Here is a 23813-nt window from a genome sequence, read left to right as displayed (position 1 = left end):
GTAGTTTAAGTGTCCATTGAACGGCGAACGTTTTTTCGTTCGTCCGAGGCGAACGCCGAGCGAACCTCCGCGACCGCGCCGTCGGCGCGAGATTCACCATCCTGTTAAAATGCGCGCTCCCGCGAGCCACGCGCGCGCGGGACCGTTACCTCCCGAAGTCCTCCGCGTGCGGCGCCTCTCAGTGTTCCAGCGTTTTAGCGCTTCGCGTCTTTGCCCCGATCCATACCGCCATGACCAATCCCGCCACCGGGACCGACACGCCGCGCGGCTTCTCGCGCATTTCGCTGCCTGCATCGCGCGCCGAATGGGTGCGGGAAATTCTCGCAGGCGTCGTGACGAGCCTCGCGCTCATTCCCGAAGTTATCTCGTTCGCTTTCGTCTCGGGCGTCGAGCCGCGCTCGGCGCTCTTCGCGTCCGTGGTGCTGCTGCTCGTCACGTCCATCTTCGGCGGACGGGCCGCCATGGTCACCGCCGCGGCCGGCTCGGTGGCGCTCGTCGTCGCGCCGATGGTCCACGCGCACGGCGCCGCGTACATCCTGCCCGCCGTGCTGCTCGCCGGGGCGATCCAGATCGCGTTCGGCCTTCTCGGCTTCGCGCGCATCGTGCGATTCGTGCCGCGCTCGGTGATGCTCGGCTTCGTCAACGCGCTCGGCATTCTCATCTTCTGCGCGCAGATTCCGCATATCGTCGACAAGCCGCTCGCCGTCTATGTGCTTTTTGCCGTCACGCTCGCCATCGTGCTGATCGGGCCGCGCGTGACGCGCGCGGTGCCGGCGCCGCTCGTCGCCATCGTCGTGGCGACGGTGCTTGTCATTGCGCTGCATTGGGCCGTGCCGACCGTCGGCGGGGATCATCCGATGCCCGCGAGTTTGCCCGGCATCACGCCGTGGACCGTGCCGTTCGATCTGACGACGCTCAAAATCGTGTGGCAAACGGCCATTTCGATTGCATTCGTCGGCTTGCTGGAGACGTTGCTCACGGCGAAGCTCGTCGACGAAACCACCGCGACGCGCTCGCACAAGTCGCGCGAATCATGGGCGCTCGGCGTCGCCAATCTCGGCGCGGGCGCTTTCGGCGGCATCGCGGGATGCGCGATGATCGGCCAAACGGTCGTCAACGTGGAAATAGGCGGAGCGCGCACGCGCGTGTCGACGCTTGCGGCAGCGGCCACGCTCTTCCTGCTCATCACCGGACTGAGTTCGGTGATGGCGCGCATTCCGATGGTCGCGCTTGCCGCCGTGATGATGGTCGTCGCGGTGAAGACGGTGGACTGGCACAGCCTGCGTCCGGCCACGCTGCGCCGCATGCCGCTCATGGAGACATCGGTGATGCTCGCGTCCGTCGTGTTGACGGTGTACACCGGCAACCTCGCGATCGGCGTCGTAGGCGGCGTGCTGCTCGCGATGGTGCTGTTCGCGCGCCGCGTCGCGCATGTGATCCGAACGACGCGTACCGTCTCGGACGATGGCGAGACCGTGCGTTACGAAGTGCACGGACCGCTTTTCTTCGGCAGCAGCAACGATCTCGTCGACCGCTTCGACTATCACGCCGATCCGCGCTCGGTCATCATCGATTTCGCGAAGTCGCAGGTCTGGGATGCATCGACAGTGGCGGCACTCGACTCCATCGAGACGAAGTATCGGCAACGCGGCGGTGCCGTGCGATTCGTCGGACTCGATGAGCGCAGCCGCGATTTTCATGCGCGGCTCAGCGGGAAGCTCAACGGCGGTTGAGAAGCGAAGCGCGTAACGCCGCTCATGCGCGGCGCGGCGTGACCGAAGGCAATTCGCCGAAACGTTCCTTGTAGACCTGCGCGAAGCGGCCCAGATGCGTGAAGCCGTAATCGAGCGCGATCGATGAAATCGGCAAATCGGAAGTCGATGCGCGTATCGCCGCGCGCGCCGCATCGAGACGCATGTGACGCAAGACGAGCATCGGGCTCGCCGACCTGAACCGCAAGAAACCCTCCGACAGCGTGCGCACCGGCACGCCCGCGGCACTCGCGATACCGACGAGCTGAATGGGCGAGGCGAGATTGGCCTGCATGAACTCGATGGCGCGTCGAATGAAAAGCGGCGCGGGCGCAAGCCGGCCGATGGCGTGCGTCTGCGCCGCTTCGTCGATGGCGATGAGACTCACCAGCAGCGATTCCAGATTCGCACCGACGCGCGCATCGCTCGATGCCTGATTCAGCAAGTCCGGCGAACTCGCGACGAACTTCAACTGCTCTTTCCACGCGCGCATCGTGCCGCCCGATAGCGAAAGCAGCGCACCTTCCTTGCGCGCGGCAATCGACGCATTCGCGTGAAGCGACGCCGGATCGATGCGCATGACGAGCTGCTCGCAGCCCGCCGACAGCGATGCGCTGAACGGCTCGCCCGGCGCGCGGATGATGCCGGTCTGCGCGTTCACCGTCACGGTCTTGCCCGCGAGCTTCACTTCCGCTTCGCCTGCAACGCAAAACATCATCAGGTAATAGCCGTCGACGGCTTCGACATCGACGCGAATCGCGCCGCCGAACGCGATCGTCCCAATGCCGAGCCTGCCCACGCGCACGAAGTCCATATGCGAGCGGCCGTTCACTTCGCCTTGCGGCACGAGCGAATGCGGCTGCATCACGCGCGAGATGAGTTCGCGCGTCTCGTCGAGATCGGCCGATTCGAAGAGGCGATGCCGTCGCAATGCGCGCAGACGAAACTCGGGGCGTGTCATAGGCGATGTAGGGAATTCATAAAGCTGCCTGATTCGGATAGTTGCGGCGCTTTCCGCCAGAAACGGATAGCACCGCTATTTTGCGCCTTCAAAAATAGCAGCACAGGCCGAGAAAAAACATCCAGAACGACACGGACGGGCGCGCGTCCTTCGACGCCGCGCTGTCCCCACCAGGAGCGATATTCATGGACATGACCGAATCCCCCGTGCGGCTCATGAAGCAGCCGGACTCCGATGCCGTGCGCTTTCCGCACGACGACGGCTCGCGCGTGCCGTACAAGGTCTTCAGTTCGCAGGCAGTCTACGACCGCGAGCAGGAGCGCATCTTTCGCGGGCCGACATGGAACTTCGTCGCACTCGAAGCGGAGATTCCGAACGCGGGCGACTATAAAAGCACGTTCGTTGGCGACACGCCTGTCGTCGTGACGCGTCTCGAAGACGGCGGCCTCGCCGCGTGGGTGAACCGCTGCGCGCATCGCGGCGCGTCCGTGTGCCGCAAGTCGCATGGCAACGCGGCATCGCATACGTGCGTGTATCACCAGTGGAGCTTCGACAACAGCGGCAATCTGCTTGGCGTACCTTTCCGGCGCGGGCAGAAGGGCATGAGCGGCATGCCCGCCGACTTCAATCCGAAAGAGCATAGTCTTCGCAAGCTGCGCGTCGACAGTTACAAGGGCCTTGTTTTTGCGAGTTTCAGCGATGAAGTCGCTCCACTGCCCGAGTATCTCGGCGAGCAGATGCGTCCGTGGATCGACCGCATCTTTCACAAGCCGATCGAGTATCTCGGCTGCACGCGCCAGTATTCGAAGTCCAACTGGAAGCTGTACTTCGAGAACGTGAAGGACCCGTATCACGCGAGCATGCTGCATCTGTTCCATACGACGTTCAATATCTTTCGCGTCGGCATGAAAGCGCGTTCCATTCCCGACGCGACGCATGGCCTGCACAGCATCATCACCGTGACGAAGACGGGCGAAGACACATCGTCGGCGTACAAGCAGCAGAACATCCGTTCGTTCGATGAAGGTTTCGCCCTGGAAGACGATTCCATTCTCGGTCTCGTTTCCGAGTATGAAGAAGATACGACCAACCATATTCAGCCCATCTTTCCGCAACTCGTCATTCAGCAGATTCACAACACGCTCGTCGCGCGTCAGCTCCTGCCGAAAGGCCCGGACAACTTTGAACTGATCTTCCACTTCTTCGGCTATGCCGACGACACGCCCGAGCTGCGCGCGCTGCGCATCAAGCAGGCGAACCTCGTCGGGCCGGCAGGCTATATCTCGATGGAGGACACCGAAGCCACGGAACTCGTGCAACGCGGCACGATCCGCGATGCCGATGCGACCTCGGTGATCGAGATGTCGCGCGGCAATCCGGACCAGCAGGACACGGTCATAACCGAAAGTTTGATCCGCAAGTTCTGGGTCGGTTATCAAAAGCTGATGGGCTATTGAGCGAGGGAAGTCATGGAAGCAATGAAGCTGTGGTTCGAACTGCACATGCTGCAGGACCAGTACATCAACACGCTCGACAACGACAGACTCGAAGCGTGGCCCACGCTCTTCACGGAAGACTGCACGTACGAAATCGTGCCGAAGGAGAACGCGGACAGGGGCCTGCCCATCGGGATCATCCATTGCACGAACCGCAAGATGCTGCGCGACCGCGTGGTGTCGCTGCGTCACGCGAATATCTACGAAGAGCATAGCTACCGGCATATGACGTCGGGCCTCACGGTGACCGGCGAAAAAGACGGCGTGATCGAGACCGAGAGTAACTACGTCGTGATCCAGACGCGCACGAACGGTGAATCGCACGTCTATCAGGCGGGCAAGTACTTCGATCAGGTCGTGCGCACCGACGACGGCCTGCGCTATCGCGGCAAGCGCGTGATCTACGACACGTCGCGCGTGCAGACGCTGCTCGCGACGCCCATTTGAGGAGTAACGCATGGACCAGCTGACGAGTACATGGCAGGAGATCGGCGCGCTCGACGACTTCATAGAAGGCGAGCCCGCCGCTGTAGTGGCAGGGCAGAAGCCCATTGCGGTCTTCCGTCTGGGCGATGAAGTGTTCGCGCTGCACGACCTTTGCACGCATGGCATGGCGCGTCTCTCCGAGGGCTTCGTCGAGGACGGCTGCGTGGAATGTCCGCTGCATCAGGGGCTTTTCGATATCCGCACAGGCGCGCCGCAATGCGCGCCGGTGACCGAAGCGGTGCGAAGCTATCCGATACGCGTCGTCGATGGCAGGGTGGAAATTCATGTCGACTAAGCCCGGCGCAAAGCCGTTCGTCATCGTCGGGGCCGGCCACGCCGCGCGCCGCGCCGCCGAAACGCTGCGCGAGCGCGATGGGAGCGCGCATATCGTGATGATCGGCGACGAAACCGCGCTTCCCTACGACCGCCCCGAACTCTCGAAAGCCGCGCTCATGTCCGATGAAGGCGAGCGCCGCATCTTCATTCGCGATGCCGCATGGTATGACGGCGCGCGCATCGACTTGCGGCTCGGCTTGCGCGTGGAAGCAATCGATCGCGAGGCGAAGACCGTGCGCGTGAGCGATGGAACGCGCATCGAATACGAACGTCTTCTCATCGCGACAGGCTCGCGTGTGCGGCCCTTCAGCGGCCCCGTTGACGATGGCGTGAAGCTGCACTACGTGCGCACAGTCGAGGACGCGCGCGGCCTGCGCGCGGCGCTTGGCAAGCGCAGGCGTGTTGCGGTGCTCGGCGGCGGTTTCATCGGGCTCGAAGTCGCGGCGTCCGCTGCGCGCGCGGGTTGCGAGACGGTATTGATCGAGCCCGCGGAGCGTCTGCTCAAACGATCGATGCCGCAGGAAGTCGCGGACTATATGCATGCGCTGCATCGCTCGCACGGTGTCGAGATGCGTCTCTCCACGATGCCGCTTGGCGTGCGTCACGGAACGGTCGCGACGAGCGGCGGCGATATTCCGGCGGATGTCGTCGTGGTAGGCATCGGCGTCGTGCCGAATGTCGAACTCGCGCGCGACGCGGGGCTTGCGGTGGATAACGGTATCGTCGTCGACGAGCGGTGCAGGACGAGCGATCCGTTCGTCTATGCCGCCGGCGAAGTGACGATGCATTTCAATCCGCTGCTCGGGCGCTCGCTGCGCGTGGAATCGTGGCAGGTCGCGGAGAATCAGCCGGTCGTCGCGGCGACGAACATGCTGGGCGGCGATGCGATCTATGCGGAGACGCCGTGGCTGTGGTCCGATCAATACGATTCGAACGTGCAGACGCTCGGTATCTTCGCGGACTCGGAAGAGAAGGTCGTGCGGGGCTCGCCTCATGAAGGATCGTTTTGCGTGCTTGCGTTGAACCATGCGGGCTTGATCGAAGCGGTCGCGGTAGTGAATGCAGGGCGCGAGATCGGCGTCTGCAAGCGTTTGATCGCGGCGGGCAAGGCATTGGACCCAATGGCGCTTCGCGACACGTCGAAGAGCTTGCGCAGTTTTCTTTGATCGCTGTCGTTGCCTGGAACAAGCCCCCGCTTCGCGCGGGGGTTTTGCTTTGGAACGCTGTATCAGAACTTATGACGTATCCCGAGTTGCACGAACGTCTGCCGGTTCGATGACGAAGCCGTCAGCGCATTGAGCGTGGCGCGCGCGGCGCGTCCCGTCGAATCCGTGCCGCCCGCGAATTCCGTGCTGCTGATGACGTAGACATCGGTGCGCTTCGAGAAGTAATAGTCGAGCGAGAGCGATACGTTGTTGTAACGCGAACTGCCGATGCTTCCGACGCCCGAGCCGCGCGTGTAGCTATACACGAGCTCGCTCAGAAGCGCGGGCGTCCAGTAATACGTGACGTTGACTTCGGCCGTATCGAACTTCGCGGTGCCTGTCAGACGCAACGGATTCGATCCCGAAGACGTATCGCCGAGATTCTTGAACTGCACATTGCTATAGACGAGGCCTACCGTTGCGGGACCGATCGTATAGCGGCCCGCCGCGGCGATCGCCTGATACGTGCGCGCGGATGCATAGCCGCTATAGATCGGGCTTGCCGTCATGTTGTTGAGGCTCGTGCCCGAGACGTTTGTCGGCAGCGCGGTGAAGAACGACTGGTTCGGGTTGCGCACGTTCATGTACGCCGCGCCCGCCGAGAAGTTGCCGTAGTCATAGCCGACGCCCGCGGACCATATCTGATTGCGCGAGAAATCGCCGGCCTGTCCCCCGAAGCCATAGACGCCGCCGAACGTGAAGCCGCCGAGACTCGGGCTCGCGTACTTCACGGAGTTGTTGACGCGCTTGCTGTTATTCAGGTTGTCGAGATCGCCGGGATGCGCGGTCGTGCCGCCGCCGAAGTTCGACGAGTTCATGCGGGTTTCGACGAAGGTCACGAGCGAGTCGTACTGACGTCCCAGCGTGAACGTGCCGTAGACGTTGCTCGAGAGGCCGACATACGCCTGCCGTCCGAAGAGCGCGCCGCCCTGCAGGAATCGGCCGTTTCCGGAGTCGAATCCGTTCTCAAGCTGGAACAGGGCCGAGACACCGCCGCCCAGGTCTTCGATACCTCTGAAGCCCCAGCGCGAGCCCTGCATGATGCCGCTCGATCCGCCGAAAATTCTGCCGCCGCCGCTGTTGCTCTGATAGTTGACGCCATAGTCGATGAGCCCGTAGAGCGTTGCGGACCCGGCATGAGCCAGCCCAATGCCGCAGACAGCGAGAACCGCCGCGCACGATATCGTTTTTGTGTTCATTGGCATAACGAATGATGAGTAGTGGGGTTATCGGCGGCGCGTGCGAAAGAATCGTCGACTCCGTCATACAACAGTACCGGCCCGCGACGATCCTTGTATTCGCAATCTATCAACCTGGGTTTGCAAGAACCGCAAGGGTTGAGCGATGCCGACGCGCGCAAAGAAAAAGCGCGCTGCCCGAGAGGACAGCGCGCTTCACCACAACTCATCGATCGTATCGAGACCTTAGACCGGCTTGCCTTCGCTCGACGCCCAATTGCGCATCAGCGTATTGGAGGGAAGTCTCTCGTCGATCATCTTCTTCGCGGTTTGAATGCCCGCAACAGGAAGCCCGGTCGGATCGAGCACGCCGATCTGCACGAGCACCGATGCCTGATCCCAGTAGATATGCTCGTTATATAGCTTGTCGCCGCGAAAGCACACCACCGCGAGCATCGGCACTTCGAAGTACTTGCCGGTCGGTTCCAGTCCCGGCAGCAGCCAGTCGATCTCGCGGTCATGCGTCGCGCAAACGACGAACTCGTCGACGATGCGATCCGCGCCGATCGTGCGCGAGACGGGAATGAGCCGCGTATCGGCGGGATTCGCATGCACGAAGTGATAACGGTAGAAGCGCTTGAGTTCATCGTGGCCGACGCCGCCTGTCATCGTCGGGACGTGATTGACGTAGGGCTGCGCGACCATCGTGGGCATGACCGCGTCCACGTCGCGCGTGGCGAACTCGTAATAGCAGTGGCGCTCCCACAGCGTGTTCAGATCGTGGATCGGCCCGAGCACGCCGCGCAGCAACGCGACGGTGCGCGAGTAGGCCATCGTCGCGGCGGGCTTGTCGTACTGCGGGCGTTCCGGCGTGGCGAAGGCGTGGTCGCAGTCCGCATACACATGCGATTCAATGCGCGGATTCTTCGCGAATGCTTCGAGAAGGCGCTCGCGCGTTTGCAGCGGACAGAGCGCGTCGTTGCCCGCGAAATGAAAGAGCATCGGGCAGCGGATCGTGGGCACTTCATCGATATAGACATCGAGTCCGACGCCGTAGTAACTCGTCGCGCAATCGAGGTCGAGGCGCGCGGCGGCGAGCATCGCGAGCTTCCCGCCGAGGCAATACCCTATGGCGCCGACCTTGCCCGCCTGCATCGGCAGCGCGCGCAATGCGGCAAGCGTCGAGCCGATGTCCGCGACGGCGAGATCGAGATCCAACTTTTCGTTATAGCCCAATGCTTCTTCGAAGTCGGCTTCGCCATAACCGAGTTCGACGCCCGGCTTCATGCGCCAGAAGAGATCGGGTACGAGCACGACGTAGCCCTCTTCCGCGAAGCGGTCGGCCATCGAACGCATGTATGCGTTGATGCCGAAGATTTCCTGCAGCAGCACGAGGCCCGGACCGGAGCCTTGCGCGGGCGCGGCCTGGTACGCGCGAAAGCGCTGGCCGTCGTGACTGTCTATATCGATGTAAGAACCCAATGTCGTCTCCGTCGAATAAGGCGGCTATCGCAATGAAAGGAGTTGTGCCTGTGTCGCGGCGCGTGCCGTTGCCAAGCCATGCGCGAGCTGCTGCGCCATCGCGCCGATGTAGACCTCGCTCGTGCTGCCGGACAGCGCATCGAGCGCGGCGTCCGCGACATCGGCAGGCGAGAGCTTCGGGCCGTCGAAGTCGCGGCTCATGTCGGTATCGATTGCGCCGGGCAGCGCCGCGAACACGCGTACATGATACGGCGCAAGCTCCGCGCGCAAGGATTCGGTCAGGCGCAAGGCCGCCGCCTTCGATGCACAGAGCGACGCCATTGCGGGCAGTGTCGTGCGCGCAAGGATCGACAGCACATTGATGATCGCGCCTTCACTTGCGATGAGCGCGGGCGCGAATGCGCGCGCCATGCGCAGCGTGCCGAAGTAATTCACTTCCATTTCCGCGCGCGCGGCTGCCATCGAATCGCGCGCAAGAAAGGCCGAATGCAGGTTTGCGCCCGCATTGTTCACGAGCAGCGTCGTGTCGGCGGCGAGCGTGACGGCGCGCGCCACGCTCGCATCGTCGGTGATATCGAGGGCAACGGGCATCACGCGCGCATCGCGGATCACGACATCGCCTGCGCGCGACGCGGCATACACCTTACCCGCGCCGCGTGCGAGAAGGCGCGCGACGAACTGCGCGCCTAATCCGCGATTCGCGCCCGTGACGAAAGCAATGGTCGTGCGATCGATCATGAGCGTCTCCCGTCGATGCAGTCAGGCAAGCGAAAAGTCTGCGGGCAGCGTGACTTCGAGCAGTTCGAGGTCTGCGCTGCAGTTCGCGAACGTATAGGCGAGCTGGCCCGGAATCGCGATGCTGTCGTCCGCTGCGAGATGCCATTGCTCGCCGTTCGCGCGCACATCCATGCTTCCTGCAAGCACGAAGAAGAAGCAGAACTCGGTATCGTGCATGCGCGCGGCCTGCTGTCCGGCGCTTGCGGGCCGCACGACGCGCACGCCCGCAAGCCCCTTCGTCGCGCGGCCGATGCCCGTGTCCGTTACGACGAAGCCGGGCGACTTCCACGGCGCCCATGCCGCATGCTTCGCGACATGACGCACGAAGCTCTGACCGTTGAATTCATGAGCGGGATCGTAGAGCGAGGTCGGCAAGTCCATGTCGTGATCGGCCATCGTGATGTGCTCGGCGGGGCTGCCGAGTTCGATGACCTCCGCGCCCGCCGAACTCTCCAGCACGCGATGACGAATCTCCGGCGGCTGCAGCACGCAGTCGCCTGCTTCGAGCAGGAACGGCTTGCCCTGGCCTTCATACGCGAGCCGCACCCAACCCTTGCGGCAGAAGATGGCTTGAAAGCGGATCTTGTGAAAGTGGACGTAGTCGGGCACCGGGCCGCCATCGAGAATGCGGATATGCGATGCAATGAACGCGCCGCCATGACGCTCGGGCAACAGGTCGCGATAGCGCATGCCCGCGCGGCCGACGCTCCATTGAGCCGCATCGCCGGCGTGCGAAAGCACGAGTTGCTGGCGCGTCTCGGGCAGGCGCATCGGCGGATTCGCATGCACGAGACGCACGACGACGCCGTTGGGCGCAACGATCTCGCGCGTTTCGCCCGGCGTCTGCGAGGGATCGTCGCAAAGTACTTGCAGCGTTTGCAGGCCGTCTTCGACATCGAGCCCAAGCCTGATCTTGAAGAGGCCGCGCGAGAGTATCGCGGTGCGCGGGCCATCGGCGGGAAAGATCGCGTCGAGACGAAAGCCCAGACGCGCGATGAAGAACTGCATCGTCGAGGGAAGGTCGGTGCAGCGCATGGGAACAAGAAAGCCTTGCACGCCGTCGATGGCGGCGTCGGAGCGTTGAGCGAGAACGGATGCGGGAACGGTGGAGTTCATATGGAATCGCCTGAATGAAGAAGGGAAACGGCTGCGCGATGTCTCGCGCAAGCCGGCGGCCCCGTCAGGGCACAGGCGATTCCGATGCGTCGCGGGGCGCGTGAGCGAAGTCTTCGCGGCATCATTGCGGCAGACATTGCGCAAGCCGGTCGAGTCCCGCGCGCGTGGTGCAGACGCCCGGCGAGAAACGCAGCGTGCGGCTTCGCGAATCGACGAAGACGCCGGCGCCCTTCAGTTGCAGGACGATCTTCGCGGCATCGAGATGCGCGGGCACTTCGGCCATGATGCTGCCGCCGCGCTCGTCGTCGTTGCGCGGAGAGAGCAGCCTATAGCCCTTGTCGTCGACCATCGCGATGAGTTCGTGAGCGAGCGCGAGGTTGTGTGCGCGCACGCTGCCCGCAGGCTGCGCGCGCAGCCACGACATGCCCGGTTGCGACGCGACGAACGGCAGAATCGAGGGCGTTCCGGTGTCGAAGCGACGCGCACCGGATGCATAGGAAAACGAATGAATATTCCAGTTGAACGGATCTTCCTGACTGAACCATCCGCGCACGGCGGGGTTTGCGTTGTCATGCAACGACTTCGACGCGATATAGCCGAGGCCCGTACCCGGCGCGCCGCATAGCCACTTCAGCGTCGAGCCGCACACGAAGTCGAAGGGCGTTTCCTTCACGTCGAACGGAAGGATGCCGATGCCCTGCGTCACATCGAGCGCGACGAGACTGCCGCGACGACGCGCCTGTTCGCACATCGCCGCGAGACTCACGCGCTTGGACGTCAGCGACGATACCCATGTGACGAGCGCGAGCGCGACATCGTCGGTCCAGGCTTCGATGAAGTCTTCGTCGCGCACATACGATTCTCCTTCGCGCACGCGCACCGTGCGTAGCGCGAAGCCGCGCCGTTCAGCAAGACCCGAAAGCAGAAAGTGAAGACTCGGAAAGCAGTCGGCGGCGACGAGCACCGTGCGATTCGCGAGCGTCTTGTCGGCGAGGCCGTCGAGGTAACGCGCGAATGCATCGGTGACGTTCTGTGCGGCAAAGACCTCTGCATCGCTCGCGCCGATGAGCGCGGCCCAGTCGCCGAGCAGCTTCGCGCGCGCGCCGAGCGCCGCGTCCCAGCGCGTGTCGTCGGCGGCGCACCAGACATCGGCGAACGAGGCGAGCGCGTCGCGCATCGCGTGACGATGCCCCGGATACACGCCGACCGAGTGGTACATGAGCCAGCCGCTGAAGTCGTCCAAGTCGTTCAAGCCGTTGCGAAGGTCCTGGGTCATGGTCATGGAATCAGATGTATTTGACGAGCTTGAAGTGATAGAGCGCGATGCACGCGAGACTCAGCAACGCGCACGCCATCAGATAGAGTGCAGGCGAAAGCGGGTTGTGCGTCGCGCCGATCATCGCCGTGACGAGCCACGGTGTAAAGCCGCCGAAGGCCATCACGCCGATGTTGTAGCTGAAGCCCAGCCCCGTGCTGCGCAACGATGTGGGAAAGAGCGACGACAGCACGGCGGCAAGCGGCCCGAAGTAGATTGCCTTGAGCGCGCCGGCCAGCACCATGATCGCCATGAGCACGCCGAACGACGGGCTGGACAGCAGCCACGCGAAGCACGGATAGATGGTGACCAGCGTGATGCTGGCGGACAGCACCATCATGCGGCTGCGGCCGTAGCGGTCCGCGAGATGGCCCATGAGAGGCGTGAAGAGCATCAGGATAGTGCCGGTCACGACCGTGGCCGCGAAGCCTGTCGATGCGGGCAGATGCAGTTGCTTGACCGCATACGTCGGCATGTAGAGGATCATCAGATAGCTCGCCGCCGTCGATACCGCCATGATGCCCGCGGCGAGAAAGATGCGGCCCTTGTTGTGCGCGAGAAGATCGCGAACGGGTGCGCTCTTGTGCGCCTGCTGCGACGAAGCGGGCAACGTATCGTCGATATGCTTGCGGATATAGAGACCGACCGGCGCAACGAGAAGACCGAAGATGAACGGCGCGCGCCAGCCCCACGTTTCTATCTGTTCGGGCGAAAGCATCGTGCTTAGAGCCAGTCCCGCGAACGATGCGAGCACCGTGCTCATGCCCTGGCTGGAGAACTGCCAGCTTGCGAGGAACGCCTTGCGCTTGCTCTTCTGCTCGATCATCAATGCGGTGCCGCTGCCGAATTCGCCGCCCGTCGAAAATGCGATCAGGATGCGCGCGGTCATGAGACCGATGGGCGCCGCGAGGCCTATTGCGGCATAGGTCGGAATCAACGCGCAAACGAGCGTGCCGACCGTGGTGAGCGCGAGCGATACGAGCAACGCGGCCTTGCGTCCGCGACGGTCGGCATAACGCCCGAGAACGAGCGCGCCGAGCGGACGGAATACATACGAAAGCCCGAATGTGCCGAAGGTCATCAGAAGCGACACGGTCTCGTCGTGTGCGGGGAAGAAGAGCTTCGAGAGCGTGACCGCGAAGAAGCCATACGCGGCGAAGTCGAACCACTCCAGCGCGTTGCCGATGCTCGTCGCGACGATGAGCCGCCGAAAGGGCTTCGCGCTTTGCGTCTCTATGCGATCCTCGATGACAGTCGAATCCATGAAGTGTCTTCCGTTGAAGTGGTGGAGCTTCGGCAGAGGCTCAGCGCGCGCCGGGAACGTCGGCATCGCCCAGGTCCCAGAAAACGCCGGTCATCAGTTGCAACGCTTCGCGCATGACGGGCGCAAGCACGTGTTCATCGGGTGCGTGCTGACGGCAACCGGGATACGAATGCGGGATCCAGATTGTCGCGAGGCCGAGCGTATCGGCGAAGCATTCGTTTGGAATCGTGCCGCCGAGATTGGGCAAGAGCGTCACTGTCTTGGCGGTCGATGCCTCGATCGAGCGCTCGGTGAACGCGACCCAGGGATCGTTTGGATCGAGGCGCGTGGCCGCGCCCGATGCCTCTATCGTCACTTCGATATCGTGAAAGCCCTCACGCGCGAGATGCTCTTCGATGAGTTTCTTCGCGTGCAGCCAGTCCGTGCCGACGACGAAGCGCAACTGGCACACCGCCTCGGCCGCGCGCGGAATCGCGCTCACGGGGTGCGCGATATTGCCCGCGTTCATCGCGAGCACTTCGAGGGTGTTCCATGCGAAGACGCGCTCGGCGGGCGTGAGTCCGGGTTCGCCCCAGTTCGCGGACAGCGCGGGATCGCCTTCGTCAGCGCCCACTTCGAGTTGCGCGACGCGCTCGCGCACGTGCGGCGGAATCGGCGGCGGCAGAAGGCCGTTGATGCGAATGCGGCCCTTGCCATCGACGAGTGTGGCGAGTGCATTGGCGAGCACCGTAGCCGGGTTCGCCAGCACGCCGCCCCAGTTGCCGGAATGACGCGCGCCCGCCGGGTTCGTTACGCGCAGACGGAAATGCAGCGCGCCGCGCGAGCCGAGAAAGATCGTTGGCGACGACGCGCGCTGGCGCGGGCCGTCGGATGCGATCAGCAAATCAGCGCACAGGCGTTCGCGCAGTGCTTCGCACATGGCGTCGAGTCCCGGCGAGCCGACCTCTTCGCCCATTTCGAAGATGATCTTCGCGTTGAAGCCCAACTCACCGCGCTCGGCGAACACGGCCGCGAGCGCTGCGAGATTGATCGAATGCTGCGCCTTGTTGTCGGCGATACCGCGTCCATACCAGCGCTCGCCTTCGACACTCACTCGCCACGGCGAACGTTCGTTCGTCCAGTTGGATGCGTCGCCGTCGATCACATCGCCGTGTCCATATAGCAGCACCGTAGGACGATCGGGTGACTCCATGCGCTCGCCAACAAGGAAGGGCGGCATGCCGGCCACGGGGTTTTCCACGATTTCGCACACGAAGCCGAGCTTCGCGAGCGAGTTTTCGATTTCCTCGCTTAAATAGCGGCGCAGAAGCGGTGCTGCATCGGCGCGTTGGCTTTCTGTCGCAAGCGCGACGCGGCGGCTCAAGGTGACGAGGAAGTCGCCGCTATCGAAGTGGGTGCGGGCGTGAGCGAGAGCGCTTTGTCGGGACATGTCGTATGGAATGGGGTTCGGGCTTGGAACCAGATTAGCCGCGTCGAAGTATTTTTGTATTCGCAATCAAACAAGGTACATTTGCGCGTAGATCAAACCTTTCGTCATGTGCGTCCGTCATGCGCAAGCTGCTTGAACCGTCGCTCTACTATTTCTCGGTCGTCGCGCAAGCGGGCTCGCTTACGTCCGCAACGGAAAAGCTCGGGCTCACGGTATCCGCGCTGAGCCGGCATATCGCGAAGCTGGAGGGTGATCTCGGCGTGCCGCTATTCGAGCGTCATGCGCGGGGCATGGTGTTGTCGCATGCGGGACGCCTGTTGCTGCGCCATGCACAGCGCACGCTCGCGGATGCGCAATCTGTCTTCGAGGAGATACAGGGGGAAGAGCGCCGGCGATCGCGGAGCATCACCATCGCCTGCACGGAGGGATTTGCGTTCGACTTTTTGCCTGTCTCGCTCGCGGGGTTCTGCCGCGAGCATCCCGACGTGGCGATACAACTCGAAGTGGTGCCCTCGGATCGCGCGAGTCAGATGCTGCTTTCAGGCGAGGCGTCGATGGCGCTTGCGTTCAGCTTCAAGCCCGAGCCGGGCGTCGTCGTGCAATTCACGCAGCGCGCACCGGTGATGGCCCTGATGCATCTCGAGCATCCGCTTGCGGGGCGCTCGACAATCGGGCTCAAGGAACTGACCGCGTATCCGGTCTTGCTGCAGGACAAGGGCACGACGAATCGGCAACTGTTCGATATCGCGTGCAATGTGGAAGGCATCGAGATCGTGCCGATGATGACGAGCCGCTACGTGGCCGCGCTTTATCGCTTCGCGCAGGTCGTGCCGGACGCGATCATGCCGTCGGGTTATGTGTCGGTCGCGAAGCGAATCGGTGCGGATGAACTGACCGCTATCGCCTTCGATAACCCTTTGCTCACGCAGCGGCGGCTTCAGGTGATGACGCTCGCCGGGCGGCAACTCGACCAACTTGCCGAGGATTGCTTGCGGTGGGTCATCGAGGATCTGATTCAGACGTCGGGTTAAAAGCCCCTCCACGGAGGGGCGAGATCAACTCAGCGGTCATCGTCGCGAATGGAAGATGCATGGCGACACAGCGCCCGCACTTCGATGCGCATGAACGGGAACAATGGCAGCTGCGAAAGCACATCGTGCAGGTGCGCGGGACTATCGACGTCGAAGATGCTGACATTCGCATACTGCCCCGCGATGCGCCAGAGATGCCGCCACACGCCATCGCGCTGCAGTCTCTGAGACATCTCTTTCTCTTCGGCCTTCAAAGCCGCCGCGCGCTCCGCGCTCATGTCGTGCGGCAGCTGGACGGTCATTTCGACATGGAACAGCATTCTTGCCTCCAGTAAAGAATCGGCTTCAAGCCGCGGCGCGCAGGCGGTCCACCTCAGTGGCAGGCGCCGCAGTGCTTTCGGCGAGTAACGTGAAGTCGAAATCGATCAGCGCGAAGTTGCCTTCCACGCCATAAGGCTTTCCTTCTGCGCCTTCGGCCTTGCGCATTTCGGGCACGAGCCCATCGCGGGTTGCGAATGCGAAGTCATCCCAGAGATACGGATCGCCATCGATGTTGATTTGAGTCGTGAGCTTTCGATAGCCCGGCGCGGACACGAAGAAATGAATGTGCGCGGGCCGATGACCGTGTCGCCCGAGCAGGTCCAGCAGCGCCTGCGTCTTGCCTTGCGGCGGCACGGAATAGCCAACCGGCACCACGCTGCGAAAGCTGTAGTTGCCTTGCTCATCCGTTCGGATCGAGCGGCGCAGATTGAATGCGGGCTGCGACTTGTCGAAGTACGAGTAGTTGCCGAGATGATTCGCGTGCCACACTTCGACGAGCGCATTCGCAAGCGGCTTGCCCTCGGTGTCCAATACGCGGCCGCGCATCACGAGCGTCTGACCCGGATCGGTGCCGTCGTCGAGACGCGCATGGCCGACCGATTCCGGCGCGCCGGCGACGTACAGCGGCCCTTCGATCGTGCGCGGCGTGCCGCCCTCCAGTCCCGCGCTGGCTTCGGCTTCATCGAGGCGCGCATCGAGAAAGTGCTCGAAACCAAGGCCCGCAGCCAGCAAACCCAGCTCGCCGCTTTGACCCGCCTCGGCGAGATAGTTGAGCGCGGACCAGAACTCACTCGGCGTCACGTCCAGGTCTTCGATGGTGTAAAAGAGATCGCGCACGATCCGGTTCACGACCGTTTTCACGCGCGCATTGCCTTCGCTCGTGGCGCTCTCGTTGAACTTCTGCAGCAGCGCGTCGATTGCTTGCTTGTCCATCGTTGTCTCCGTTCGTAGTCATGTAATAGATGAAAAGTCAGACTGCCACGCTCGCGCCGCGCGTCGTATCGCGACGCAACCTGTCGATGCGTTCCCAGTCGAGTGCAATGCCGAGTCCCTTTCCTTGCGGAAGATGCAGCGCGTAATCCGCATAACGCAACGGCTCGGTGAGAATCTCCTGCGTAAGCAGAAGCGGGCCGAAGAGTTCGGTGCCCCACTTGAGTTCGGCAAAGGTGCTGAAGAGTTGCGCGGATGCCATCGTACCGATTGCGCCTTCGAGCATGGTGCCGCCATAGAGATCGATGTTCGCCGCGAGCGCGATGCCCGCGACCTGCGCCGCGCCCGTCAGCCCGCCCGACTGTGCGACCTTGACGGCGAACACGTCGGCTGCGCGCGCGCTTGCGATAGTGAAGGCATCGGCGGGACCGTGCAGCGCTTCATCGGCCATGATGGGTACGAGCGACAGGCGTGCAAGCCGTTCGAGCCCCGCGCGATTCTTCGCATCGACAGGCTGCTCGATGAGCGCGATCTGCGCCTCGCGAAAGCGTGTGGCGGCGAAGATCGACTCGGTCTCGTTCCATGCCTGATTTACGTCGACGCGCACTTCAGCGCGATCGCCGAGCGCGGTCTTGATAGCGATGACATGCCGGACGTCGTCCGCAACGGCGCGCGAGCCGATCTTCAGCTTGAAGACGCGATGCCTGCGCGCTTCGAGCATCTGCTCGGCTTCGTCGATGTCGCGCGCGGTGTCGCCGCTTGCGAGCGTCCATGCAACTTCCACCTTGTCCGTCACGCGTCCGCCGAAAAGCTCGGACAGCGGCACGCCGATGCGTTGCGCTTGCGCGTCGAAGAGCGCCGTTTCTATCGCGCACTTCGCAAAGCGGTTGCCCTGAAGCGTCGCGCGCAGTCTGGCCATGACCGAACCGGGGCGCGTTGCATCCATGCCGACGATCATCGGCGCAAAATAGGTATCGATGTTGACCTTGATGCTTTCGGGGCTTTCCTCGCCATATGCAAGACCGCCGATGGTCGTGCCTTCGCCGAGCCCTTCGATGCCGTCGCTGCATCGAATGCGGACCAGCACGAGTGTCTGACAATTCATTGTCGCGACCGAAAGGCGATGCGGGCGGATGGTCGGGACATCGACGAGAATCGTCTCCACGGCCTGAATTTTTGCGTGCATGAGCTTTTCTCCTTGAAGCTCATGTTAAGAAGGTCGGGCTCGCGCGTCCAACACCGTTTCGGTCTGGTTTCATACCTTCAGGGTTGGTTTTTTCATTCTTGCGACGATACGCGGTGTATCGTTGCGATGACCGACTTTCAATTCAAAGATCCGAATGGAATTGCGCCAGCTTCGCTATTTCGTCGCCGTTGCCGAGGAAATGAACATCACGCGCGCCGCGAATCGGCTGCATATGACGCAGCCGCCGTTGTCGCGGCAGATTCAGCAAATCGAGGAAAGCGTCGGCTTGCCGCTATTCGAGCGCGGCGTGCGCCCGCTAAGACTGACTGAAGCGGGGCGCATTTTTTATGCGCAGGCCAAGCGCCTCATCGATGGAAGCGAAGAACTCGTGCCGCTCACGCGCAAGCTCGCGCAATTGAAGGAACGCATCGTCATCGGCTTCGTGCCTTCGGCCATTTACGGCGCTTTGCCCGGTGCGATACGCGCCTTTCGCGAGGCGGCGCCGCATATCGAGCTGTCCCTGATAGAGATGTTCACCGTGGAGCAGCTGGGCGCGCTCAAAGGCGGACGGATCGACGTGGGCTTCGGGCGATTGCGTTTCGACGACGTGCAACTCGTGCGCGAAGTGCTCGTCGAGGAAAGAATGGTCGCGGCGCTGCCTGAAACGCATGCGCTCGCTGCATCGGACACGGTCACGCTGGATGCGCTTGCCGATGAAACGTTGATCGTTTATCCGAGCGCGCCGCGGCCGAGTTATGCGGACCAGCAAGTGTCGGCGTTCCGGGATCACGCGCTGGAACCGCGCGCGGTGCATGAAGTGCGCGAGCTGCAAACGGCGTTGGGGCTCGTGGCCGCGCAAGTGGGCGTGACGCTCGTGCCGCAAAGCGTCGAAGGCTTGCGCGCGCGCGGCGTCGTCTATAAGCCGCTGAGGGAAGGGGGTGTCGTATCGCCCATTATCATGAGCCGGCGTCAGCACGATGAAGGCCCGACGACGGCGCTCTTTTGCGAATTGGCGCGCGGCGTCTTCGTGGACGCTTGAGCGTCCGCTAAAGTCTTTTTGCGAAGGGCTGCCCAAAGAAATAACGGGCAGGCGTTCCCTTTCGCCTTGCCCGCCTGCCGCTTACCTCGGGTTCGCTGCAACGAAGCTCTTGAACGCGCTATACGCGGCCTTGACCGTCTTGCCGTCGTTCTTGAGAAGACCGTAATTGCCTTCGCCGCCAGCCGGGTCGTCGTAAAGCTCATACGCCTGAATCGACTGGATGTTGTACTTCGAGGCGATCGACGCGAACTGGGCCATCATCTTGCTGCCGACGAGATACGAGGCGACCTGCGCATCGGTGCCGTACCACGGCCGCACGCCGAACTCGTTGATCCAGATGGGCTTGCCGAACTGCTGCAGCGTCGCGAGGATGTCGTGACAGCCGGTGCCGCCGCAAGCGTGCGTGATGTCGCCCTGGTCCGAGTACCAGTGCCATGCGGTGATGTCCCAGGTCACTTTCGGATAGCCCGACGTGCCGTCCGGTTGCGTGCCGTTCCAGAGCATCTGATCGAAGCCATAGTGCATCCATGCGCCGCCGCCGATGATGATCTTGCCGTTCGTATCCACCGACTTGATGCCGGCAATCATGCCGCGCACGATGCCCCGAGCGATCTTGAACTTGGCGTTGTCGAACTGTTGCGGATAGACGCCGTCCACATTGCCCACCAGCATGCTGCCGTCCAGTTCGTTGCTCACCTCGTAATACGGGTAGTTGTAAGCGGTCGCGGTTTGCTTGCCGAGCGTGTAGCCGGCGTTGTACGCGTCCGTTTCGTTGGTGAAGCTGCTGACGCCGATGAGCAAAACAGGATAAACGGTCACGCCCGATGCAGCCATCGTCTTCGCGATGCCCGCGAGCTTGTTCGCGGATGCGAGGTTGTAGACCTCGTTGCGGTAGATCGTGGCGCCCAGGTCCTTCAACTGTTGCAGTTGCAGCGCGGGCGTCGAGATGTCATACGCGCCGCCTTCGTCATTGTGGCCGTTCGCGCCGTAGAAGATGCTGGAAGGCAGAGTGGCGGCTTTCGCGGCCGCTGCGGTGTCGAGGGCCGAATCGGCGGCGCTGCCACCGCCGCAGGCGGCGAGCAGGACGCTGGCGGCGAGTGCAGCGGAAGCGAGCGCGCCTTTGCGCGCATTAAGGACGGATCGGGTACGGTTGGCCATGATTTTTTTTTGGTTAGTATCGTTAGGAATGCTGATGGATGGACGTGCCTGTATAAGCCGGCGCGTGGCCGGAGCGCCCGGTGAAGGGCGGATCGGCAACGGGCCGTCGGTCCCGCGTATCCCTGCGGGTGGGTGTTAGTTGATCCGGGCAATGCTGCGAACCGTTCGTCACCGCTTGAAGGCGATGCGAACGAGCAAGGCATGTCGGCGGGACGAGAAGACACTGCAAACGTTTGCAGCATCGGGCGGGAAGGAAATATTGCCTTATCGCTTCCTGCCTCGCCGCTTGCTTACTTGTTTATCGACGGGGCAGAAATCGACTTTAGTCTTTTGTCTAAAGAATTTGCCGACGCATTTCGGCGAGAGGTATGAATTACTTGTCGAATGAAAATCGCGCTCTCTACGATGCCGCCGCTTCGCAGACGCCCTTTGGCGTCCAGTCATCGGCGGGCAGGCCGCGCGGCATCGAGGCATCCATCAGGATCAGCACGAGCCAATGGGCTCTTTCGGTGCCGACGCCCGTGAGCAGCATCGGCTCACCCGGCGCAACGATGACCGGCTGGCCGCCCGGCCGCCCCATTTGCTTGCCGTGCGGCGTCTCCAGGCATTGCGCGCCGGAGAGGACGAACCATGCCTCTGTGCCAGGATGACGATGCACCGTCGATTGCATGCCCGGTTTGAAATCGCCTTCCATATACGTCGCCATGAGTTCTTTTGCGGCAGGGCGTTCCAGCGGACCCACATCGGCGACATGTTCGCCTGACGAGGCGCGCCATGTCTTTTCGGCGATGGTGAAGAGCCAGACCTGCCCCAGAATTTCGACGACAGTCCCGTTGCGTTCCCGGGCGGCCTCTGCCGCCGCGCGATTCGCAAAGCGGTCGATGTGCCAGAACACGGCTTCGTCAGGCAGCGGCGCGAGGTGTTGTTCGGCATGAACGAAGCATCCGAATTCGGTCGTTCGTTCGGCGACGGGTATGCATGCACCGCCCGTCTGAGCAAACGACGAAGGCGCGAAGAGATGAAGCAGCAAAGCGCCGGCTAGCGCGGCGCGCTTATGGAAAACGAGCGGGCGAAACGCTGGCATCGTCATGCGCGGCTCCTTTTCTCCAGGCATTGACGTCCAATGTCAGATGTATTGAGACGTCGAGAGGCGAAAGAGTGCTAAGGCATCCTGCATGAATGCGGGCGAGCTTGCAAGCCGCACTGCCTAAGAAGCGCGCTGCGCAATGCTTAACCGATCGAGCGTTTTCTAACGCTCATACGAACCGGTCCGCTGAAAACGGACGCGCATCGACGAAAGGCTTCGCGCCCGTCATCAGATCGGCGATGAGCCGCCCCGTGACGGGCCCGAGCGTCAAGCCATGATGCGCGTGACCGAAGGCGAACCAGAGGTTTTCATGGCGCGGCGCGCGTCCGATCACCGGCATCATGTCCGGCGTGCAAGGGCGGCGTCCGAGCCACGGCTTTTCGTCGATGCGTTCTCCCAGCGGAAAAATCTCGCGCGCGAGCGGCTCGACTGCATCGAGTTGCACCGGCGTCGGCGGTGCGTCGCGTTGGCCCAGTTCGACGCCGGTCGTCAAACGGATACCGCGTGTCATTGGCGCGATGACGTAGCCCGCTTCCGCATCCAGTACCGGCACGTTCAGGCGCGCGCCGTCCCGCGCGGCGTAATGCATGTGGTAGCCGCGCTTGACCTGCAGCGGCAGCGAGTAGCCGAACTTTCGCGCCAGTTCCGCGGACCACGGCCCGAGCGCGATGACCGCGGCTTTGGCCTCGATCACGCCAGCTTCGGTACGGAGCCGCCAGCCGTTTTCGAGCGTGCGTGCATCGCCCATCACGACGCGGCCGCCGAGCGCTTCGAAGCGTCGTGCGTAAGCGGCGACGAGCGCGTTCGGATCGCTGACGGATTCCGCCGACGTATGCCGCACGGCGCCCACGAGCCTGCTGCTCAATGCCGGCTCGTAGGCGTGCAGCGCGGCGGCATCGAGCGCATCGAAGCCCACGTCGTATTCCGTTTGCCAGAGACGCGCTTCTTTCACGGCCGCGTCCATCGCGGCGTGCGTGCGAAAAACCTTCGTCCATCCGCCCGGGCGCAGCAAGCCGTTCGCGCCGCTTTCGTCGATGAGCGCGCGATGCTCCGTCACGCAATGCTCGATCAGCGTCGCATACGAGCGGGCGATCGCCGCGTGACGGTCGGGGCGCGAATGATGCCAGTATCGGTAGAGAAAGGGCAGAAAGCCGGCAAGCGCACGCGCGTGGTATCGGACGTCCAGCGCGCGATTGGTCGCATAGCGCGCGAGCGTGCCGAAGTCGCGCGGAAAGGCGTAGGGATAGACGCCTTCGCGCTGTATCAGGCCGGCATTGCCGAACGATGTCTCGTTGCCGGGCGCCTTGTTATCGACGAGCGCGACGGCCAGCCCGCGCTTTTGCAGATGCAGCGCGACACATACGCCGACGATGCCGCCGCCCAGCACCATCGCATCGAACTTTTGCTCCATGAAACGCTTGCCCTGTAAGCGTTGAGAAGTACGCAAGCATGCCGCCGCTTGCATATTGCGGACAGTGAGGAAAGTGCCAATGGTGCGGGGGTTGTGCAGCTAAGGCGAGTCGGGAACGACGGAGCGGCGCACCGGACGTCGATGCTGTGCATCGCGGTCCGGAACGCCGGCGAGCGGAAGCGCGCGCTAGCTCGATTTCTTCGCCTTGTGATGATGCCTTCTCGGAAGGGTCGAGTGCTTGCCCGCCGGACCGGAAGGCGTGCCTGTCTCGCCGTTTCCGTTCGGCGTTCCGACTCCCACGCCGCCCTGACCGGCGCCATTGCCGCCCGGTACGCCGCCAGCATTGCCTTGCGCGAGTACGACGGTGGAAACGCCTAATGCCAATGCAGACGCAAGAATGCGCTTCACTGCGATGTTCATGGTGATCTCTCCAGGTTGAGCGTTCGCCGCCCGCGGGCGCTGCGGCCGGTGCAGCGGCGGGCCGCAATCCGCGTGCCTTAGGCGCGAACGGGTGAATCAGTCGGGCCGCGTGCGTTGGCAATCCGTCTGAAACCAGATGTCCACCTGACGCTGCGCCGCCTGCAAATCCTCCGGGTAGTACGGGTCGTACCACGGCGACGGGTCGTAGCCGGCTTTCCTCAGTGCGGCCAGTTCGCTCTGATGCTCGCCCATCGTGGGTGGTGCATTCGTGCGCAGCGCGGCGAGATCGCGGCACTCCGTCTGCGTCAGATGCGTTCCATTGTCGGGCGCGCCGGCGGCGACGCATCCCGCGAGGAGAACGGCGCAAGCGCACAGCACCGCTGCCTTCGGCGACGGCTTGTTCATGGTGTATCTCCGTGTCATCGATGATCGCG

At 62.9% G+C, this 23813-nt stretch carries 23 protein-coding genes; 7 read left to right on the top strand and 16 right to left on the bottom strand.

All coding sequences use genetic code 11. The features are described from left to right. The first annotated feature begins 230 nt into the window (after nt 1-230). Nucleotides 231-1733 (top strand): SulP family inorganic anion transporter, encoded by a 1503-nt coding sequence (locus tag LDZ27_RS25075; RefSeq protein ID WP_244818390.1) that lies wholly within the window; start codon nt 231-233, stop codon nt 1731-1733. A 22-nt stretch (nt 1734-1755) separates the two neighbouring features. On the opposite strand, the gene andR is transcribed toward LDZ27_RS25075, so the two are convergent. Further along, nucleotides 1756-2712: an anthranilate 1,2-dioxygenase regulatory protein AndR gene (gene andR / locus LDZ27_RS25070; RefSeq protein WP_244818389.1), complete on the bottom strand. Its 957-nt coding sequence runs from the start codon at nt 2710-2712 to the stop codon at nt 1756-1758. A gap of 185 nt (nt 2713-2897) precedes the next feature. Here andR and andAc point away from each other — a divergent pair, with 185 nt between their 5' ends. The 4 genes from andAc to andAa are packed head-to-tail and all read left to right on the top strand — an operon-like array spanning nt 2898 to nt 6196. After that, nucleotides 2898-4169: an anthranilate 1,2-dioxygenase large subunit AndAc gene (gene andAc, locus LDZ27_RS25065; protein WP_244818388.1), complete on the top strand. Its 1272-nt coding sequence runs from the start codon at nt 2898-2900 to the stop codon at nt 4167-4169. Between the two features lie 12 nt (nt 4170-4181). Then, nucleotides 4182-4655, top strand: a complete 474-nt coding sequence (andAd, locus tag LDZ27_RS25060; protein WP_244818387.1) for an anthranilate 1,2-dioxygenase small subunit AndAd — start codon at nt 4182-4184, stop codon at nt 4653-4655. Between the two features lie 10 nt (nt 4656-4665). Then, a complete protein-coding gene (andAb, locus tag LDZ27_RS25055; RefSeq protein WP_244818386.1) occupies nt 4666-4989 on the top strand; it encodes an anthranilate 1,2-dioxygenase ferredoxin subunit AndAb in 324 nt (107 codons plus the stop codon). Beyond that, a complete protein-coding gene (gene andAa / locus LDZ27_RS25050; protein WP_244818385.1) occupies nt 4979-6196 on the top strand; it encodes an anthranilate 1,2-dioxygenase system ferredoxin--NAD(+) reductase in 1218 nt (405 codons plus the stop codon). The genes andAb and andAa overlap by 11 nt, the downstream gene beginning before the upstream one ends. Nucleotides 6197-6258: 62 nt before the next feature. Here andAa and LDZ27_RS25045 read toward each other — a convergent pair whose 3' ends face one another. The 7 genes from LDZ27_RS25045 to LDZ27_RS25015 form a co-directional block, all read right to left on the bottom strand. After that, complete coding sequence (locus LDZ27_RS25045) at nt 6259-7434, bottom strand: porin (RefSeq protein WP_370653493.1); 1176 nt, start codon at nt 7432-7434, stop codon at nt 6259-6261. A gap of 225 nt (nt 7435-7659) precedes the next feature. Then, entirely contained in the window at nt 7660-8895 is a 1236-nt protein-coding gene (locus LDZ27_RS25040; protein ID WP_244818383.1) for a dienelactone hydrolase family protein, read from the bottom strand. A 24-nt stretch (nt 8896-8919) separates the two neighbouring features. Then, entirely contained in the window at nt 8920-9633 is a 714-nt protein-coding gene (locus LDZ27_RS25035) for an SDR family NAD(P)-dependent oxidoreductase (RefSeq protein ID WP_244818382.1), read from the bottom strand. 21 nt (nt 9634-9654) lie between these two features. Continuing rightward, the gene (locus tag LDZ27_RS25030; RefSeq protein WP_244818381.1) at nt 9655-10788 is read right to left on the bottom strand and encodes a cupin domain-containing protein; all 1134 of its coding nucleotides are present in this window, start codon (nt 10786-10788) and stop codon (nt 9655-9657) included. A gap of 121 nt (nt 10789-10909) precedes the next feature. Next, the gene (locus LDZ27_RS25025) at nt 10910-12064 is read right to left on the bottom strand and encodes an aminotransferase class V-fold PLP-dependent enzyme (protein WP_244818380.1); all 1155 of its coding nucleotides are present in this window, start codon (nt 12062-12064) and stop codon (nt 10910-10912) included. A 10-nt stretch (nt 12065-12074) separates the two neighbouring features. Then, entirely contained in the window at nt 12075-13367 is a 1293-nt protein-coding gene (locus LDZ27_RS25020; protein WP_244818379.1) for an MFS transporter, read from the bottom strand. Nucleotides 13368-13407: 40 nt separating this feature from the next. Then, nucleotides 13408-14796: a M20 family metallopeptidase gene (locus LDZ27_RS25015; protein ID WP_244818378.1), complete on the bottom strand. Its 1389-nt coding sequence runs from the start codon at nt 14794-14796 to the stop codon at nt 13408-13410. A gap of 119 nt (nt 14797-14915) precedes the next feature. On the opposite strand from LDZ27_RS25015, the gene LDZ27_RS25010 reads away from it, so the two are divergent. Next, nucleotides 14916-15827 carry a LysR family transcriptional regulator gene (locus tag LDZ27_RS25010; protein ID WP_244818377.1) on the top strand — a complete coding sequence of 304 codons (912 nt, stop codon included), beginning with the start codon at nt 14916-14918 and terminating at the stop codon, nt 15825-15827. 29 nt (nt 15828-15856) lie between these two features. Here LDZ27_RS25010 and catC read toward each other — a convergent pair whose 3' ends face one another. The 3 genes from catC to LDZ27_RS24995 are packed head-to-tail and all read right to left on the bottom strand — an operon-like array spanning nt 15857 to nt 18264. After that, nucleotides 15857-16147, bottom strand: coding sequence for a muconolactone Delta-isomerase (gene catC / locus LDZ27_RS25005; protein WP_244818376.1), 291 nt, complete (start codon nt 16145-16147; stop codon nt 15857-15859). Between the two features lie 25 nt (nt 16148-16172). Then, the gene (catA, locus tag LDZ27_RS25000; RefSeq protein ID WP_244818375.1) at nt 16173-17081 is read right to left on the bottom strand and encodes a catechol 1,2-dioxygenase; all 909 of its coding nucleotides are present in this window, start codon (nt 17079-17081) and stop codon (nt 16173-16175) included. Nucleotides 17082-17118: 37 nt separating this feature from the next. After that, entirely contained in the window at nt 17119-18264 is a 1146-nt protein-coding gene (locus LDZ27_RS24995; RefSeq protein ID WP_244818374.1) for a muconate/chloromuconate family cycloisomerase, read from the bottom strand. A gap of 154 nt (nt 18265-18418) precedes the next feature. Here LDZ27_RS24995 and LDZ27_RS24990 point away from each other — a divergent pair, with 154 nt between their 5' ends. Then, nucleotides 18419-19303, top strand: a complete 885-nt coding sequence (locus tag LDZ27_RS24990) for a LysR family transcriptional regulator (protein WP_244818373.1) — start codon at nt 18419-18421, stop codon at nt 19301-19303. An 81-nt stretch (nt 19304-19384) separates the two neighbouring features. Here the strand turns inward: LDZ27_RS24990 and LDZ27_RS24985 are convergent, their stop codons facing one another. From LDZ27_RS24985 to LDZ27_RS24965, 5 genes are all read right to left on the bottom strand, one after another. Beyond that, the gene (locus LDZ27_RS24985) at nt 19385-20461 is read right to left on the bottom strand and encodes a lipopolysaccharide biosynthesis protein (RefSeq protein ID WP_244818372.1); all 1077 of its coding nucleotides are present in this window, start codon (nt 20459-20461) and stop codon (nt 19385-19387) included. Nucleotides 20462-20861: 400 nt separating this feature from the next. Beyond that, complete coding sequence (locus tag LDZ27_RS24980; RefSeq protein ID WP_244818371.1) at nt 20862-21551, bottom strand: cupin domain-containing protein; 690 nt, start codon at nt 21549-21551, stop codon at nt 20862-20864. Nucleotides 21552-21717: 166 nt separating this feature from the next. Continuing rightward, nucleotides 21718-22959: an FAD-binding oxidoreductase gene (locus LDZ27_RS24975; RefSeq protein WP_244818370.1), complete on the bottom strand. Its 1242-nt coding sequence runs from the start codon at nt 22957-22959 to the stop codon at nt 21718-21720. Between the two features lie 186 nt (nt 22960-23145). Then, complete coding sequence (locus tag LDZ27_RS24970) at nt 23146-23379, bottom strand: hypothetical protein (RefSeq protein ID WP_244818369.1); 234 nt, start codon at nt 23377-23379, stop codon at nt 23146-23148. A 96-nt stretch (nt 23380-23475) separates the two neighbouring features. Further along, nucleotides 23476-23784 carry a DUF4148 domain-containing protein gene (locus LDZ27_RS24965; protein WP_244818368.1) on the bottom strand — a complete coding sequence of 103 codons (309 nt, stop codon included), beginning with the start codon at nt 23782-23784 and terminating at the stop codon, nt 23476-23478. Nucleotides 23785-23813: the final 29 nt, after the last annotated feature.

The sequence above is a fragment of the Caballeronia sp. Lep1P3 genome (genome assembly GCF_022879595.1).
Lineage (GTDB): Bacteria > Pseudomonadota > Gammaproteobacteria > Burkholderiales > Burkholderiaceae > Caballeronia.
This window is presented reverse-complemented; position numbering and strand designations above follow the sequence as displayed.

Excerpts from the sequence above, each read along its gene's own strand:
- LDZ27_RS25075 (WP_244818390.1), top strand. The coding sequence starts at position 231 with ATGACCAATCCCGCCACCGGGACCGACACGCCGCGCGGCTTCTCGCGC.
- andR (WP_244818389.1), bottom strand. The coding sequence starts at position 2,712 with ATGACACGCCCCGAGTTTCGTCTGCGCGCATTGCGACGGCATCGCCTC.
- andAc (WP_244818388.1), top strand. The coding sequence starts at position 2,898 with ATGGACATGACCGAATCCCCCGTGCGGCTCATGAAGCAGCCGGACTCC.
- andAd (WP_244818387.1), top strand. The coding sequence starts at position 4,182 with ATGGAAGCAATGAAGCTGTGGTTCGAACTGCACATGCTGCAGGACCAG.
- andAb (WP_244818386.1), top strand. The coding sequence starts at position 4,666 with ATGGACCAGCTGACGAGTACATGGCAGGAGATCGGCGCGCTCGACGAC.
- andAa (WP_244818385.1), top strand. The coding sequence starts at position 4,979 with ATGTCGACTAAGCCCGGCGCAAAGCCGTTCGTCATCGTCGGGGCCGGC.
- LDZ27_RS25045 (WP_370653493.1), bottom strand. The coding sequence starts at position 7,434 with ATGAACACAAAAACGATATCGTGCGCGGCGGTTCTCGCTGTCTGCGGC.
- LDZ27_RS25035 (WP_244818382.1), bottom strand. The coding sequence starts at position 9,633 with ATGATCGATCGCACGACCATTGCTTTCGTCACGGGCGCGAATCGCGGA.
- LDZ27_RS25030 (WP_244818381.1), bottom strand. The coding sequence starts at position 10,788 with ATGAACTCCACCGTTCCCGCATCCGTTCTCGCTCAACGCTCCGACGCC.
- LDZ27_RS25025 (WP_244818380.1), bottom strand. The coding sequence starts at position 12,064 with ATGACCCAGGACCTTCGCAACGGCTTGAACGACTTGGACGACTTCAGC.
- LDZ27_RS25020 (WP_244818379.1), bottom strand. The coding sequence starts at position 13,367 with ATGGATTCGACTGTCATCGAGGATCGCATAGAGACGCAAAGCGCGAAG.
- LDZ27_RS25015 (WP_244818378.1), bottom strand. The coding sequence starts at position 14,796 with ATGTCCCGACAAAGCGCTCTCGCTCACGCCCGCACCCACTTCGATAGC.
- LDZ27_RS25010 (WP_244818377.1), top strand. The coding sequence starts at position 14,916 with ATGCGCAAGCTGCTTGAACCGTCGCTCTACTATTTCTCGGTCGTCGCG.
- catC (WP_244818376.1), bottom strand. The coding sequence starts at position 16,147 with ATGCTGTTCCATGTCGAAATGACCGTCCAGCTGCCGCACGACATGAGC.
- catA (WP_244818375.1), bottom strand. The coding sequence starts at position 17,081 with ATGGACAAGCAAGCAATCGACGCGCTGCTGCAGAAGTTCAACGAGAGC.
- LDZ27_RS24995 (WP_244818374.1), bottom strand. The coding sequence starts at position 18,264 with ATGCACGCAAAAATTCAGGCCGTGGAGACGATTCTCGTCGATGTCCCG.
- LDZ27_RS24990 (WP_244818373.1), top strand. The coding sequence starts at position 18,419 with ATGGAATTGCGCCAGCTTCGCTATTTCGTCGCCGTTGCCGAGGAAATG.
- LDZ27_RS24985 (WP_244818372.1), bottom strand. The coding sequence starts at position 20,461 with ATGGCCAACCGTACCCGATCCGTCCTTAATGCGCGCAAAGGCGCGCTC.
- LDZ27_RS24980 (WP_244818371.1), bottom strand. The coding sequence starts at position 21,551 with ATGACGATGCCAGCGTTTCGCCCGCTCGTTTTCCATAAGCGCGCCGCG.
- LDZ27_RS24975 (WP_244818370.1), bottom strand. The coding sequence starts at position 22,959 with ATGGAGCAAAAGTTCGATGCGATGGTGCTGGGCGGCGGCATCGTCGGC.
- LDZ27_RS24970 (WP_244818369.1), bottom strand. The coding sequence starts at position 23,379 with ATGAACATCGCAGTGAAGCGCATTCTTGCGTCTGCATTGGCATTAGGC.
- LDZ27_RS24965 (WP_244818368.1), bottom strand. The coding sequence starts at position 23,784 with ATGAACAAGCCGTCGCCGAAGGCAGCGGTGCTGTGCGCTTGCGCCGTT.